Here is a 12,253-nt window from a genome sequence, read left to right as displayed (position 1 = left end):
ACCGGTTCGGCGTAGGAGCGCGACACAACAAACACGGAGCGGTGCGCTCGGTTGACGGTGACCGGGCACGGCTCTCCGTGGGGCGGAGGGGGCGTTCATGCGCAAGGTCCAGATCGGTCTGGTCGTCGCCCTCGCAACGAGTGGTGCGAGGGCCCAGGATCGAATGCCGGACATCCCGCCCGCGCAGCAGACCGAGGCGCAACGCAAGGCCTCGGAGGAGTTCCTGGCCGCGCGCAAGGTCCCCGTCTTCGGGCCGTTCGTGCCGCTCCTGCGCAGCCCGCACCTTATGCTCAACGCGAGCAACATGGGGCTCTACCTGCGCTACAACAGCGTGATCCCGCTCAAGCTCAGCGAGTTCACGATCCTGCTCACGGCGCGGGAATGGAGCCAGCAGCTCGAATGGCACATCCATGCGCCGATCGCGCTGAAAGCCGGGCTCGATCCGGCGATCGTCGAGGCGGTGCGGGAGGGCCGGCGCCCCGACGCCATGGGCGAGGAGGAGACGCTGGTCTACGCCTTCTCGACCGAACTCCACCGCACCAAAGCGGTCAGCGACACGACCTATGGGCGCGTGGTGGCCAAGTTCGGCGAGCAGGGCGCGATCGATCTCGCCGGCATCAACGGCTACTACACGCTGCTGGCCATGACCCTGAACATGGCCCGCACCGCGCTGCCCGACGGCGCCAAGCCGCCGCTGCCGGACCTGATTCGCTAGGACGGCTTGCTCGGCGGAAGGCCACGCTACGCCTGCGGGAAAAGAACCTTGACCTGATCGTTCTGCTCTACTGGTCGAGCGAGGAGGCGCGAGGCCACGGACGTCAGACCTTCTTTTTCCATTACAATGCGAGGCTTGCCCCATCGCAAGGATCGCTCGCGCAGGGCGGTACATGGCTCTGCAACGCTATCGACGACGTCGATTGCCCAACGAGGTTCGTCGCGCAGGATCATCAGCTGACGATAGAGAGTATCGATCTTTCTGAGGCCCGGGGGAACGTTCTTATACAATCCCCATTCGTAGTTTTGATGTTTTCTAACGATGCATTCTCCTAAGAGAGTCGCAATATCAAATGCGACATTCAAGCCGCGCCAAGGTCCGGTCCACGTCGGGTTGTGCGTCTTAATGGACTCGCCCGTTTCGCGCGGGGTCAGAAAGGCACCGTATTTCCAAATCCACCGATCAAGTTCCTTGGCGCGATCCAAAGAAGGATCGAGTTGGATGCTAAAATTCGATAAGAGCTTGAGGACGTTCAGGACGCGTTGCTCCCGCGTACGCATGAAATGTGCAAAATTCGTCTCGACTTGCTCATCCGAAAGGGTCGGCCGGTAGCCCGGATGGGGAGGAATGTAGATCGGATAGTCGGCGATCGCCCGTTCGAGCCGCCTCCGCCTCCAGGCGGAAAAAAACATGAAGGGGGGTGGGGGTTCGTACTGCGAAGGCAACGTGCTTGCCTGGTCGATCTCGTAAGGCTGGCCTTCGACTTCGGTCACAATGTCATCGGTGATTTCAACGTTTTCCTCTCGATAGACCCCCTTTGACGACGTAACGCGAGTGGCAACTTCAAAACCTGTTTCGCAGATAAGAAGGCGCGCATCGAGTTCAGGCATCTGTTTGCACAAATGCTGCACTAAGAAATTCAGAAAAATTCCTTTTAGGCAAGCTTTTATTTCAATAAACTTATCGGAAATACTGATTATTTCAATCTCATCGGATCCGATTTCCGTCAATATCTCCAGAGACTCGATGGTCTGGGGATCGATTGAGGATTTTTCGCCCAATTCATTTGAAATTTCGATTTCAAAAACATCATAGCGGAAATCGACAATTCGCCCGCTCTCGTCGGCTTTGAGATATTTCCGGGAAAATTCGATTACGACATGGCTCGGTCCGGAAAATTCGAATCGATGATTGAAATAAATGCCCATGAGGGATCCCGGTGACCGATGCGAGGGCACGCGTGTTGGCGGCTCGGCGAACGCGCCGAGCAACCCCAGGCTGCATCATCGTCTCGATACAGTAAAGCTCGAAGAGCCGCTTCAGTCCGGTTCGACGCTCACGCCTTGCGCGGCAGAAGGGCCGCCACGGCGGCCAGCACCCAGCCCGCCATCAGCACGAACCCGCCGGTCGGCGCGGCCATCGGGAACAGCGCTTGGCCCGCAAGCGCCCGCATGGCCAAGTCCCCTGAGAACAGCACGAGTCCCAGCATCAGCGCGCCGGCCGCCACGCGGGTAAGGCTGCCGTGGGTGAGGCCGGCGGCGGAAAAGCCGACGAGAGCCAGCACTGCGGGGGCGTGGAACAGCAGGAATTGGGACACCGTCTTCAGCGTCTCGCCGCCGCTCGTATGCGCGGCCGCTGCACTCCCGGCGACGCCGAGGAGACCGGCGAGCGCGGCCGACGCCGCGAGCGCGCGGTCGAGGCCGGTCACGCGCCGCGCTCCTGCAGCAGGCGGGCGACGCTGGCGCGCAGTTCCGGCACGCCGCGGTCGTCGCGGCTCGAGGTCAGCAGAATCTCCGGATAGGCCGCCGGGCGGCGGGCCAGGGCCGCGCGGATGCCCTCGATGCGCGCCTCGATCTCGGACTTCCTGAGCGCGTCACCCTTGGTCAGCACGACCTGATAGGAGACCGCGGCCTGGTCGAGCCCGTCGAGGAGGGCGGTGTCGATCTCCTTCAGGCCGTGGCGCGAATCGATCAGCACGTAGACCCGGGCGAGGTTCGAGCGGCCCTTGAGGTAGGCGTGGATCAGCTTGGTCCAGGCCTCGACCTTGGCCTTCTCGACCGCGGCGTAGCCGTAGCCCGGCATGTCGACGAGGGTGAACCGCTCGCCGATCCGGAAGAAGTTGAGCTGCTGCGTGCGCCCCGGCGTGTGCGAGGTGCGCGCGAGTGTGTTGCGCCCGGTCAGCGCGTTGACGAGGCTCGACTTTCCGACATTGGAGCGGCCCGCGAAGGCGATCTCGACGCCCTCCATCGGCGGCAACGCCCCGAGCGCCGGAGCGGCCGAGGTGAAGTCGGCCGCGCCCGCGAAGAGCAGGCGGCCGGCTTCCAGCAGTTCGGGGGTGGGATCGTCGGTTGCGGCGCTGGTCATGGTCGGAAGCCGCTGCTTGCCCTCCCGGTGACCGGAAGGAGAGGAGGGGAGAAGGTTCGGAAGGGCGCCGTGGCGGCCTGTTGCGAACCCCACCCGCCCGCTCCCCCCGGTACGGGGAGGAGCGTCATGCGCGGGGCCACCGCTGCGCGAGCGATGGCCCCGATTGTCGGCGGCTCAGCTCTTGGCGGCGGCGTTCTTGTCACGTTTGAAGGTGCCTCGGAGGTTGTCCCACAACTCCACCTTCACGCCGTTGCGGCGCATGATGACGTATTGCTGGATGACCGAGAGCAGGTTGTTCCAGGCCCAGTAGATCACCAGACCGGCCGGGAACGAGCCGAGCATGAAGGTGAAGACGATCGGCATGAAGGTGAAGACCTGCGCCTGGACCGGGTCCGGCGGCGCGGGGTTCATCTTCATCTGCACGAACATCGTGATGCCCATGATGATCGGCCACACGCCCAGATGGATGAAGTCGGGCGCGGCGAAGGGGAGCAGGCCGAACAGGTTCAGGATGTTGGTCGGGTCGGGCGCAGCCAGGTCCTGAATCCAGCCGAAGAACGGCGCGTGCCGCATCTCGATGGTGATGAATAGGACCTTGTACAGCGCGAAGAAGACCGGGATCTGGATCAGCACCGGCCAGCAGCCGGCCACCGGATTGATCTTCTCCTTCTTGTACAGCTCCATCATCGCCTGTTGCTGCTTCATCTTGTCGTCTTTGTAGCGCTCCCGGATGGACATCATCTCGGGCTGCACGGCCTTCATCTTGGCCATGGAGACGTAGGAGCGGTTGGCGATCGGCAGGAAGAAGATCTTCAGGATCAGGGTCACGAGCAGGATCGAGACACCGAAGTTCCCGGCGAGGTGGAAGAAGAAGTCCAGCGCCCGGAACATCGGCTTGGTCAGGAACCAGAACCAGCCCCAGTCGATCATCGAGTCGAACTCACGGATGTTGAGCTCGCGCTTGTACGCGTTGATCTGGTTGACTTCCTTGGCACCCGCGAACAGCCGCTGGGTCGCCGTCGCCGAGGCGTTCGGCGCCACCGTGACGCCGTCACCGCGCGCGCTGGTCTGATAGACCTTGGTGGTCCCGTCGGTGCGCTCGGTGAAGGCGCCGGTGAAGGGCTTGTCCTGCTCGGGGATCGCGGCCGCCGCCCAGTACTTATCGGTGATGCCGACGAAGCCGCCGGTCACGTTCGACCACGCCTTGCCGCGGGTGTTGGCCCCGCCATAGGCGGGCTCCTTGGCGATGGCGTCGTAGCTGTATTCCTGCAGGCGATCGTCGCCGAGCCAGCCGATCAGGCCCTCGTGCAGCACGTAATAGCCCTGGGTGTGCGGTTTCCCCCAGCGCGACACGAGGCTGTAGGGATACAGCGTCACCGGGTTGGCGGATTTGTTCTCGACTTCGTCGCGGACCGTGAACATGAACTTGTCGTCGACGGCGAGGATGCGCTTGAACAGCAGGCCCTGGCCGTTGTCCCAGGTCAGCGTCACGGCCTTGCCGGGCGCGACGAGATCGCCGTCGGCGCTCCAGAGCGTGTCGGCGGTGGGCAGGGGCCCGGCATTCTGGCCGACCCAGCCGAACTCGGCATAGTAGGGATTCGGGCTGCCGGTGGGCGAGAGCAGGACGATGCGCGGGCTCTCGTCGCTCACGGTCTCGTGGTAGTTCTTCAGGCTCACGTCGTCGATGCGTGCGCCCTTGAGCGCCACCGAGCCGTAGAGGGCGGGCGTATCGACCCGCACCCGGGCCGAGCGCGCAATGGCGTCCTCGCGGGAGACCGGGCCGGCGGCCGGAGCCGGCAGCGTACCCGGCACCGGGGCGGAGGGGCCGCCCTGCTGCGGGCTCGGCGCCGGCAGGCCGTCCGCGGTCGGGACGCCGGGCTGGCCCGGAATCTGGCCGGCAGTCTGGCTCTGCGCCGTCGCCTGCTTCTGCCGCTCGGTCGCCGGGCCGGTCACGAAGTAGTGCCAGCCGAGCAGCACCACCAGAGACAAGCCGATCGCGACGAACATGTTCGTCTTGTCGTTACCCATCGGTCGATCCGTCAGGCGCCTTCGAAGCGGGAAGAGGGGCGGAGGGGGGCGAGGAGCCGGCCGGCCGGTTCCGGCCACGGCGGGGGCCGCGAACGGGAGCTGGACGGTCGGGGGCGTGAGCGGGTTTCGGGCCCGGGGGCCGCGTCACCGAGCGGAGCGCGCGCCGCAGATCCTCGATCAGACTCTCGAACGGCGCGTCGAGAGCGGGACGCCGGGCGATCACGACCACGTCGGCCCCGATCTCGGGCGCGCCCTCGGACGCCGCGTCGAGCGCGCTGCGCAGGCGGCGGCGAATCCGGTTGCGTTCGGTCGCATGGCCCACGCGCTTGGTGATGGTGAAGCCGAGGAACAGACCCTCGGCGGGGGCGCCGTCGCGCTGCTCGCCCGGCTCGCGCAGGCGCCCTTGCGCGCTCATGCGCTCGGTGTGGAAGCGCCGGCCCTGAGCCGCGGCCAGGAAGTCCGGGCGCCGCCGGAGGCGGCGGATCGTCGACACGGGCGCTCCGGAGCCAAGCCCTGCGAAACCGGCAGGGCGGTGAGGCGGCGCCGCCACGGGCGGCGCCGGAGGTCGCAGTTCAGGCGGAGAGGCGCTTGCGGCCGTGCGCGCGGCGGGCGGCGATGACCTTGCGGCCGCCGGCGGTCGCCATGCGGGCGCGGAAGCCGTGACGGCGCTTCCGGACGAGCTTGCTGGGCTGGTAGGTTCTCTTCATGGCGGGTCTCCGGCGGGCGAGGCGTGAAGCCCGGCGGCGCTGCGAGCGCGCGGACCGTGCGACGAGCCTCGAAATGGGATCTGCAAACGCGAAGGGCGCCCGGAACGGGGCGCCGCATCGCAGTGGCGCGGCTTATGGCGGAGGGGGCGCCGCAAGTCAATGACGCGCCGATCCCGCGGAATCCTGGCGGGCCGAGGCCTGTCCGCGGGGCTGCCGCCCGCCCGCTCAATCGTCCGTTAACCTTTCCGGTCTACGATAGGGGACATCCAGATTGTCTGGATCCTGAGTGGGATCTCTGTCCACTCTGTTTGATGCCTCCCTGTAGACTCGTGACAAGCCGCTCTCCGGAGCGGCTTTTTTTTGCCCGCGCGGCCGTTCCAGAGAGCGCATGGCGCGTCTCGCGGCGGCCTCCTGCCACGGCCGGCCCATTAACGTTAAAAGATCGTGAAGCCCCTCCCGCCCCCGGTTCGGCGCTACACTTGCCCCGAGAGCGACGAACGCAGCGGCGGCGTCCCATATCGGGACACAATGTCCGACGAAGCGGCACAGGAGGCAGGATGACCGAGTTCGACGTGACGTTTCGGGACGAGCGGCATTGGGTGAGCTTCGGCGAGTCCTTCGTCGGCTCGGAGGGTTTCAAGGCCTTGTTTCGCGACGGGATGCTCCTCGTCGAGGAGACCGCGGCCTATCTCGACGGCGAAGGGCGGGCCGAATCGCGGCTGATCTCGCGTGACGCCACGCTCGCCTATGCCAGCGAGAGCATGCGGCTCACCACGCGGCTGATGCAGATCGCCTCGTGGCTGCTCGTGCAGCGGGCGGTGTCCGAGGGGGAGATCACCCTGGGTCAGGCCCATGAGGAGAAGACCCGGGTCAAGCTCAACGAGGTCGACCGGACGCTGGCCGAAGCGAGCGATGCCTTCAGCGCCTTGCCGCTGCGGCTCCAGGACCTCGTGCGCCGCTCGCGCCGGCTGCATGCCCGCATCCTCCACCTCGACAAGCTGATCACCGAGGACGACCGGCCCATGCCGGTACCGCGGGAGAGCCCGGTGAGCGCGCAGGTCGGGCGCCTTCGGGCGGCGTTCGGCGGAGAGTGATCACGGCGCGGCTCTCGGGAGCCCGCGCAAACGAAAACGGCGCCGCAAGCGGCGCCGTTTCAGCGAATCGGGCTCGCGCCCGATCGGCAGACGATCACTTCTTGCCGAAGCCGAGGCCGCCGAACCGGCTGTTGAAGCGCGACACGCGACCGCCGCGATCGAGCATCTTCTGCTCGCCGCCGGTCCAGGCCGGGTGCGTGGTCGGGTCGATGTCGAGGTTGAGGACGTCGCCTTCCTTGCCGTAGGTGGAGCGGGTCCGGTACTCGGTGCCGTCGGTCATCACGACCTTGATGAAGTGGTAGTCGGGGTGCTCCGTCCCCTTGGCCTTGTCGGCCGCATTCTTTGCCATGACGAATTCCTGAGGTAGCACGCCGACCGGCCTCTCCACCGAGGGCATGAGCCTAGGGCAAAAGATCGCGCGCATTCGGTTGAGGGCGCGCCTATACCTCACCGCCCGAGGGTGGACAAGGGACGCCGGGACACGCCAGGAGTCCCGAACAGAAGAAACGATGACGAGGAACGATGGCCCGCGCGCGTGAGGCGAACGCCGAGATCAGGGATGCGAACGCCCGGGGGAGGGCGCCGCTGGGAGCCCTGAAGCCCCTGATTCCCTTTGCCAGCCGCTACCGCGGACGCATCCTGGCGGCGCTGGTCTCCCTGATCGCCGCCTCCGGCGCGACGCTGGTCGTGCCCATCGCGATCCGGCGGGTGATCGATCACGGCTTCTCGCCCGAGGGGCAGGCGCTCATCGATTCCTATTTCGTGGCGCTGCTCGGCGTCGTGGCGGTGCTCGCGGTGTCGAGCGGGGGCCGCTACTACTCGGTCGTCACCCTGGGCGAGCGGGTCGTGGCGGATCTGCGCTCGGCGGTGTTCGCCCGGCTGACGACCCTCGACCCGACCTTCTTCGACAAGTCGCAATCGGGCGAGATCGTCTCGCGGCTCACGGCGGATGCCACCCAGGTCAAGGCGGTGTTCGGGGTCTCGATCTCGATCCTGCTGCGCAACCTGTTCCTGTTCGTCGGCGCCGTCGTCATGATGGTGTGGACGAGCCCGGGCCTGTCGATCCTCGTGCTCGCGGCGATCCCGCTCATCGTCTTCCCGCTGATCGTGTCGGGCCGCGGCGTGCGCCGCCGCTCGCGGTCCGCCCAGGACCGGCTCGCCGATGCCTCGGCCTATGCCGCGGAAGCCGTGGGGGCCGTGCGCACCATGCAGGCCTTCGGCATGGGCCGCACCACCGCCGCGCGATTCGCCGGGGCCTCCGAGAACGCCTACCAGGCGGCCCGCGCCTCGATCACCGCCCGCGCGCTCCTGACGGGCGTCGCGATCTTCCTGATCTCGGCCTCGGTCGTCGGGGTGATGTGGTACGGCGCCAAGGGCGTGCTGGCGGGCACCACCTCGGCGGGGCAGTTGTCCCAGTTCGTGCTCTACGCGGTGTTCGGGGCGAGCGCGCTCGGCCAGCTCTCGGAGGTCTACGGCGAGCTCGCCCAGGCGGCGGGCGCCGCCGAGCGCCTCGGCGAGATCCTGGCGACCGAGCCCGCGATTCGCTCGCCCGAGGACCCGACGCCGCTGCCCAGCCCGGCCCGGGGCGCGGTCGCCTTCGAATCGGTGCGCTTCCGCTATCCGACCCGGCTCGAACACGCGGCCCTGGACGGCATCTCCTTCACCGCGGCGCCGGGCGAGCGCATCGCCCTGGTCGGCCCGTCGGGCGCGGGCAAGACCACGGTGTTGCAGCTGCTGCTGCGCTTCTACGACGCCGACGAGGGCATCGTGCGCCTCGACGGCGTGCCACTGCCGCAGGCCGATCTCGATCAGCTTCGCGCCCGCCTCTCGCTGGTGCCGCAGGACCCGGTCGTGTTCTCGGGAACCGTGACGGAGAACATCCGCTACGGCCGGCCCGAAGCCAGCCAGGCCGAGGTCGAGGAGGCCGCGCGGCTCGCCAATGCCGACGGCTTCGTCCGGGCCCTGCCGCAGGGCTACGCGACGTTGCTCGGTGAGCGCGGGACCACGCTCTCGGGCGGTCAGCGCCAGCGCATCGCCATCGCCCGGGCGATCCTCAAGGACGCCCCCGTCCTGCTCCTCGACGAGGCGACCTCGGCCCTCGACGCCGAGAGCGAGCGCGCCGTGCAGACCGCCCTCGACCGGCTGATGCGCGGGCGCACCACCCTCGTCATCGCCCACCGCCTCGCGACCATCCGCGCCGCCGACCGTATCCTTGTCTTCGACGGAGGCCGCATCGTCGAGGAGGGCACGCACGAGAGCCTGTTGGCCCAGGGTGCCCTCTACGCGCAGCTCGCGAGTCTCCAGTTCACCGACGCCTTCGACGAGAGCGCCCGCGCCCGCGATCCGGGGCCGAAGGTGGCGGCGGAATAGCGGTGCTCGACCTCACCCGCTTTCCCCGGGCGGCGCTGACCGACGGGCCGACCCCGATCCGCTCCCTCGACCGGCTTTCGACCCATCTCGGGAGCGCGCTCAACGGCGTGCGCCTGTTCGTGAAGCGCGACGATGTCGGCCCTGTCGGCGGAGGCGGCAACAAGCTGCGCAAGCTCGAATTCCTGCTCGGCCAGGCGCTGGCCGACCGGGCCGACACGGTGATCACGGTCGGGGCCCTGCAATCGAACCACGCCCGGCTGACGGCGGCGGCGGCGGCCCGCCTCGGCCTCGCCTGCGAGCTGTTCCTGACCCGCAGCGTGCCCCGGGACGATCCCGACTACACCGGCAACGGCAACCGCCTGCTGCAGGATCTGTTCGGCGCCCGGGTCCACCTGCTGCCGGGCGAGGCCGATTCCCTCGCCCAGGCCGAGGCGCGGGCCGAGGCCCTTCGGAGCGAGGGGCGGCGCGTCGCCGTCTTCCCGTCCGGCGGGTCGAGCCCCCTCGGCTGCCTCGGCTACGCGGCCTGCGCGGCCGAGATCGCCGAGCAGGCGGCCCATCTCGGCCTCGACTTCTCCCGCGTCGTCGTGCCGAACGGCAGCGCGGGTACCCATGCGGGCCTCGCCGCGGGGTATTTCGCCCTGGGTCGCGATCCCGGCCTCGTTCTCTCCTACGCGGTGCTGGCCTCCGAGGCCGAGGCGCGGGCGGCGACCCATCACCGGGCCCGCGAGACGGCGGCGCTGATCGACCCCGCCTTGAACCTGCCGGAAGACGGCATCGTCGTCGACGGCCGGCATCGCGGCCCGGGCTACGGGATCCCGACCGAGGGGATGCGCGAGGCCGTGCGGCTGATGGCGCGCACGGAAGGGCTGCTGCTCGACCCGGTCTATAGCGGCAAGGCCTTCGCCGGGCTGCTGTACGATGTGGGCGCGGGCGCCTATCCGCCGGGCGCCACGGTGCTGTTCGTGATGACCGGGGGCGTGCCGGGGCTGTTCGCGTATCGCGGCGCGCTCTAGGCGGCGGGTCACGGGACGTCCGGGGCGGCGTCCGGCTCCGCGGCGGGCTCGCCGCCGACCATGGGCGTCGGAGCGGCCGGCGGTGGCGCGCGGGGGCGGGCCTGCCAGGGTTTCGACTCCCCGTTGCCGCGCGTCGTGACCAGTTCGGGCTCCCCCGGGCCGAGGCGGAGCGCGGTCGCGCCGCGGGCCGCCAGGAAGGCCCGGTCGATGCGCAGCGGCGCCGCGCAGCCCGGCGGGGCGGCCAGGCGGCTGATCAGGATGTCGGCGCGCAGGCAATCCTCCGCGAAGGCGCGCCGGTCGGTGACCAGCGCGACCGTCCGGCCGTCCACTGTGCGCAGGGTGCAGCCGAGGCGGTCGCAGCGCAGGTCCGGACCGCTGCCGACCTCATCGGCCCGGCGCGGATCGCCGTCCGCCTTCAGCCATTGCTCCAGCACGAAGGCCGGCGGGCGCCCGAGCACCGAGAGCCGCCCGTCCGCCCCGCGCACGGCGGCGCCCGCGCCGTCGCGGTCCACGTAGATATCGAACCGGGCCGGGGCGGCGGCGAAGGCGAGGCCGAGCGCCGCCGGAAGCAGCGCGAAGAGCCGCAGCCGCGAGACCGGCAAGGTCGCGAGCAGCAGCGCCGAAGCGAGCCACCCCAGCGCACCCGCGCCGAAGGCCGGCAGCACCACGGTCGCTCGGCTGAAATCGGCGATCCAGGCCGAGATCTCGAGCATCCCGCGCACCGCGAGTCCCATCGCCCACCAGACCGGCCGGTCGAGGGCGAAGGGGTAGGCGAGCATCCCGACGACCGCCGCGGGCATCACGGCGAGCGAGACCAGCGGCAGGGTGAGGGCGTTGCCGACGAGGCCGAAGGGCTGGACGGTCTGGAAATGGTAGGTCGCGAAGGGGGCCGTCGCGATCTGGGCGACGAGCGTCGTGGCCAGCGTGCCGGTCACCATGGTCGCGGCCCAGGCGGCGGCCCGCGCGGTCCGCGACGCGCCCTCCCGGCGAAGGACCCGCCCGTCGAGGAGCGGCGCGCAGGCGATCAGGCCGGCCACCGCCCCGAACGACATCTGGAAGCTCGGGCCGAGCAGCGCCTCGGGCTCGCGGGCCAGCGCCAGGATCGCGGCGAGGGCGAGATTGCGCATGCTGAGGGCCGGCCGGTCGACGAGGATCGCGCCGAGCATGACCAGTGTCATGATGAGGGCGCGCTCGGCCGCGACGTCCCAACCCGAGAAGGCGCAATAGGCGGTGACGCCGGCCATCGCGACCCCCGCCGCGATCTTCTTGATGGGCCAGGCGAGCGCCAGGACCGGCACCAAGGCGAGGCCCGCCCGCACCAGCCAGAACACCACGCCCGCGGCGAGCACCATGTGCAGGCCCGAGATCGAGACGACGTGGTAGATGCCCGCCGCCCGCAGAACCGCGTTGGTCTCCTCGGTGATGAGACCGCGCTTGCCCGTCACCAGGGCGGCGGCCACGGCGCCGGCCTGGCCGCCGATCGCCTCGCTGATGCGACGGGTCAGGACGTTGCGCGCCTCGTCGATGCGGGCGGCGAGTCGGAGCTCAACGGGGAGCGGCGCGGTCGGGGCACGGATCTCGACCTTGCCGGTCAGGGAGCCCACGGCGCCGATGCCGCGGAAATAGGCGTCCCGGGCGAAATCGTAGCCGCCGGGCCGCGCGGCCTCCGGCGGCGGCAGCAGGCGGGCGGTGGCGCGGATCGCGTCGCCGGGGCGCACGACCTGGCCGGAGCGATGGGAGACCCGGACCCGGTGGGGCCGCGCGGCCGCGTCGAGATCGCCGAAGCGCTCGACCCGCACGATCAGCCGGGCCCCGCCCTCGCGCTCGTCGAGGGCCTCCACGAGGCCGACGAGCGGGGCGATGGTCGTGCGTGCGAGCACCGGTCCGGCCACCGAGGCGACGCGCCACACGCCGGCCGCGAAGCCGAGGAAGGCGGCGGCGAGGCCAAGAGCCACGGCGAGC

At 69.2% G+C, this 12,253-nt stretch carries 12 protein-coding genes; 4 read left to right on the top strand and 8 right to left on the bottom strand.

From position 1 onward, the window contains the following. Positions 1-97: 97 nt before the first annotated feature. Positions 98-715, top strand: coding sequence for a carboxymuconolactone decarboxylase family protein (locus LW587_RS14245; protein WP_232630250.1), 618 nt, complete (start codon positions 98-100; stop codon positions 713-715). 26 nt (positions 716-741) lie between these two features. Here LW587_RS14245 and LW587_RS14240 read toward each other — a convergent pair whose 3' ends face one another. The 6 genes from LW587_RS14240 to rpmH form a co-directional block, all read right to left on the bottom strand. Beyond that, positions 742-1,923, bottom strand: coding sequence for a hypothetical protein (locus LW587_RS14240; protein WP_232630249.1), 1,182 nt, complete (start codon positions 1,921-1,923; stop codon positions 742-744). A gap of 128 nt (positions 1,924-2,051) precedes the next feature. Then, on the bottom strand, positions 2,052-2,423 hold the full coding sequence (locus LW587_RS14235) for a DUF423 domain-containing protein (RefSeq protein ID WP_232630248.1): 372 nt from the start codon (positions 2,421-2,423) through the stop codon (positions 2,052-2,054). Continuing rightward, positions 2,420-3,079, bottom strand: a complete 660-nt coding sequence (yihA, locus tag LW587_RS14230) for a ribosome biogenesis GTP-binding protein YihA/YsxC (RefSeq protein WP_232630247.1) — start codon at positions 3,077-3,079, stop codon at positions 2,420-2,422. The genes LW587_RS14235 and yihA overlap by 4 nt, the downstream gene beginning before the upstream one ends. Before the next feature lie 174 nt (positions 3,080-3,253). Continuing rightward, complete coding sequence (gene yidC, locus LW587_RS14225; RefSeq protein WP_232630246.1) at positions 3,254-5,107, bottom strand: membrane protein insertase YidC; 1,854 nt, start codon at positions 5,105-5,107, stop codon at positions 3,254-3,256. Then, on the bottom strand, positions 5,100-5,600 hold the full coding sequence (gene rnpA / locus LW587_RS14220) for a ribonuclease P protein component (RefSeq protein ID WP_232630245.1): 501 nt from the start codon (positions 5,598-5,600) through the stop codon (positions 5,100-5,102). Before rnpA ends, yidC begins: the two co-directional genes overlap by 8 nt. A 79-nt stretch (positions 5,601-5,679) precedes the next feature. Then, positions 5,680-5,814: a 50S ribosomal protein L34 gene (gene rpmH / locus LW587_RS14215; RefSeq protein WP_012253788.1), complete on the bottom strand. Its 135-nt coding sequence runs from the start codon at positions 5,812-5,814 to the stop codon at positions 5,680-5,682. Between the two features lie 557 nt (positions 5,815-6,371). Between rpmH and rcdA the strand changes: the two genes are divergently transcribed. Next, positions 6,372-6,908, top strand: coding sequence for a protease adaptor protein RcdA (gene rcdA / locus LW587_RS14210; RefSeq protein ID WP_232630244.1), 537 nt, complete (start codon positions 6,372-6,374; stop codon positions 6,906-6,908). Positions 6,909-7,002: 94 nt separating this feature from the next. On the opposite strand, the gene rpmE is transcribed toward rcdA, so the two are convergent. Continuing rightward, positions 7,003-7,257 (bottom strand): 50S ribosomal protein L31, encoded by a 255-nt coding sequence (rpmE, locus tag LW587_RS14205; RefSeq protein WP_232630243.1) that lies wholly within the window; start codon positions 7,255-7,257, stop codon positions 7,003-7,005. A 173-nt stretch (positions 7,258-7,430) separates the two neighbouring features. Between rpmE and LW587_RS14200 the strand changes: the two genes are divergently transcribed. Together LW587_RS14200 and LW587_RS14195 are read left to right on the top strand one after the other, a co-directional pair. Next, complete coding sequence (locus LW587_RS14200) at positions 7,431-9,278, top strand: ABC transporter transmembrane domain-containing protein (protein ID WP_232630242.1); 1,848 nt, start codon at positions 7,431-7,433, stop codon at positions 9,276-9,278. A gap of 2 nt (positions 9,279-9,280) precedes the next feature. Next, positions 9,281-10,291 carry a D-cysteine desulfhydrase family protein gene (locus LW587_RS14195; RefSeq protein ID WP_442919149.1) on the top strand — a complete coding sequence of 337 codons (1,011 nt, stop codon included), beginning with the start codon at positions 9,281-9,283 and terminating at the stop codon, positions 10,289-10,291. A gap of 8 nt (positions 10,292-10,299) precedes the next feature. Here LW587_RS14195 and LW587_RS14190 read toward each other — a convergent pair. Continuing rightward, positions 10,300-12,253, bottom strand: a 1,954-nt coding sequence (locus tag LW587_RS14190; RefSeq protein ID WP_232630241.1) for a ComEC/Rec2 family competence protein, incomplete at its 5' end; no start/stop codon positions are given.

Source organism: Methylobacterium sp. Leaf118, from assembly GCF_920984675.1.
Lineage (GTDB): Bacteria > Pseudomonadota > Alphaproteobacteria > Rhizobiales > Beijerinckiaceae > Methylobacterium.
Note: the sequence above shows the minus strand (reverse complement) of the source record. Positions and strands in the feature narration are given on the sequence as shown.

Bases quoted from the DNA above. Each gene is read 5' to 3' on its own strand.
- rpmH (WP_012253788.1), bottom strand. From the start codon at position 5,814: ATGAAGAGAACCTACCAGCCCAGCAAGCTCGTCCGGAAGCGCCGTCAC.
- yihA (WP_232630247.1), bottom strand. From the start codon at position 3,079: ATGACCAGCGCCGCAACCGACGATCCCACCCCCGAACTGCTGGAAGCC.
- LW587_RS14245 (WP_232630250.1), top strand. From the start codon at position 98: ATGCGCAAGGTCCAGATCGGTCTGGTCGTCGCCCTCGCAACGAGTGGT.
- rpmE (WP_232630243.1), bottom strand. From the start codon at position 7,257: ATGGCAAAGAATGCGGCCGACAAGGCCAAGGGGACGGAGCACCCCGAC.
- LW587_RS14200 (WP_232630242.1), top strand. From the start codon at position 7,431: ATGGCCCGCGCGCGTGAGGCGAACGCCGAGATCAGGGATGCGAACGCC.
- LW587_RS14240 (WP_232630249.1), bottom strand. From the start codon at position 1,923: ATGGGCATTTATTTCAATCATCGATTCGAATTTTCCGGACCGAGCCAT.
- yidC (WP_232630246.1), bottom strand. From the start codon at position 5,107: ATGGGTAACGACAAGACGAACATGTTCGTCGCGATCGGCTTGTCTCTG.
- rcdA (WP_232630244.1), top strand. From the start codon at position 6,372: ATGACCGAGTTCGACGTGACGTTTCGGGACGAGCGGCATTGGGTGAGC.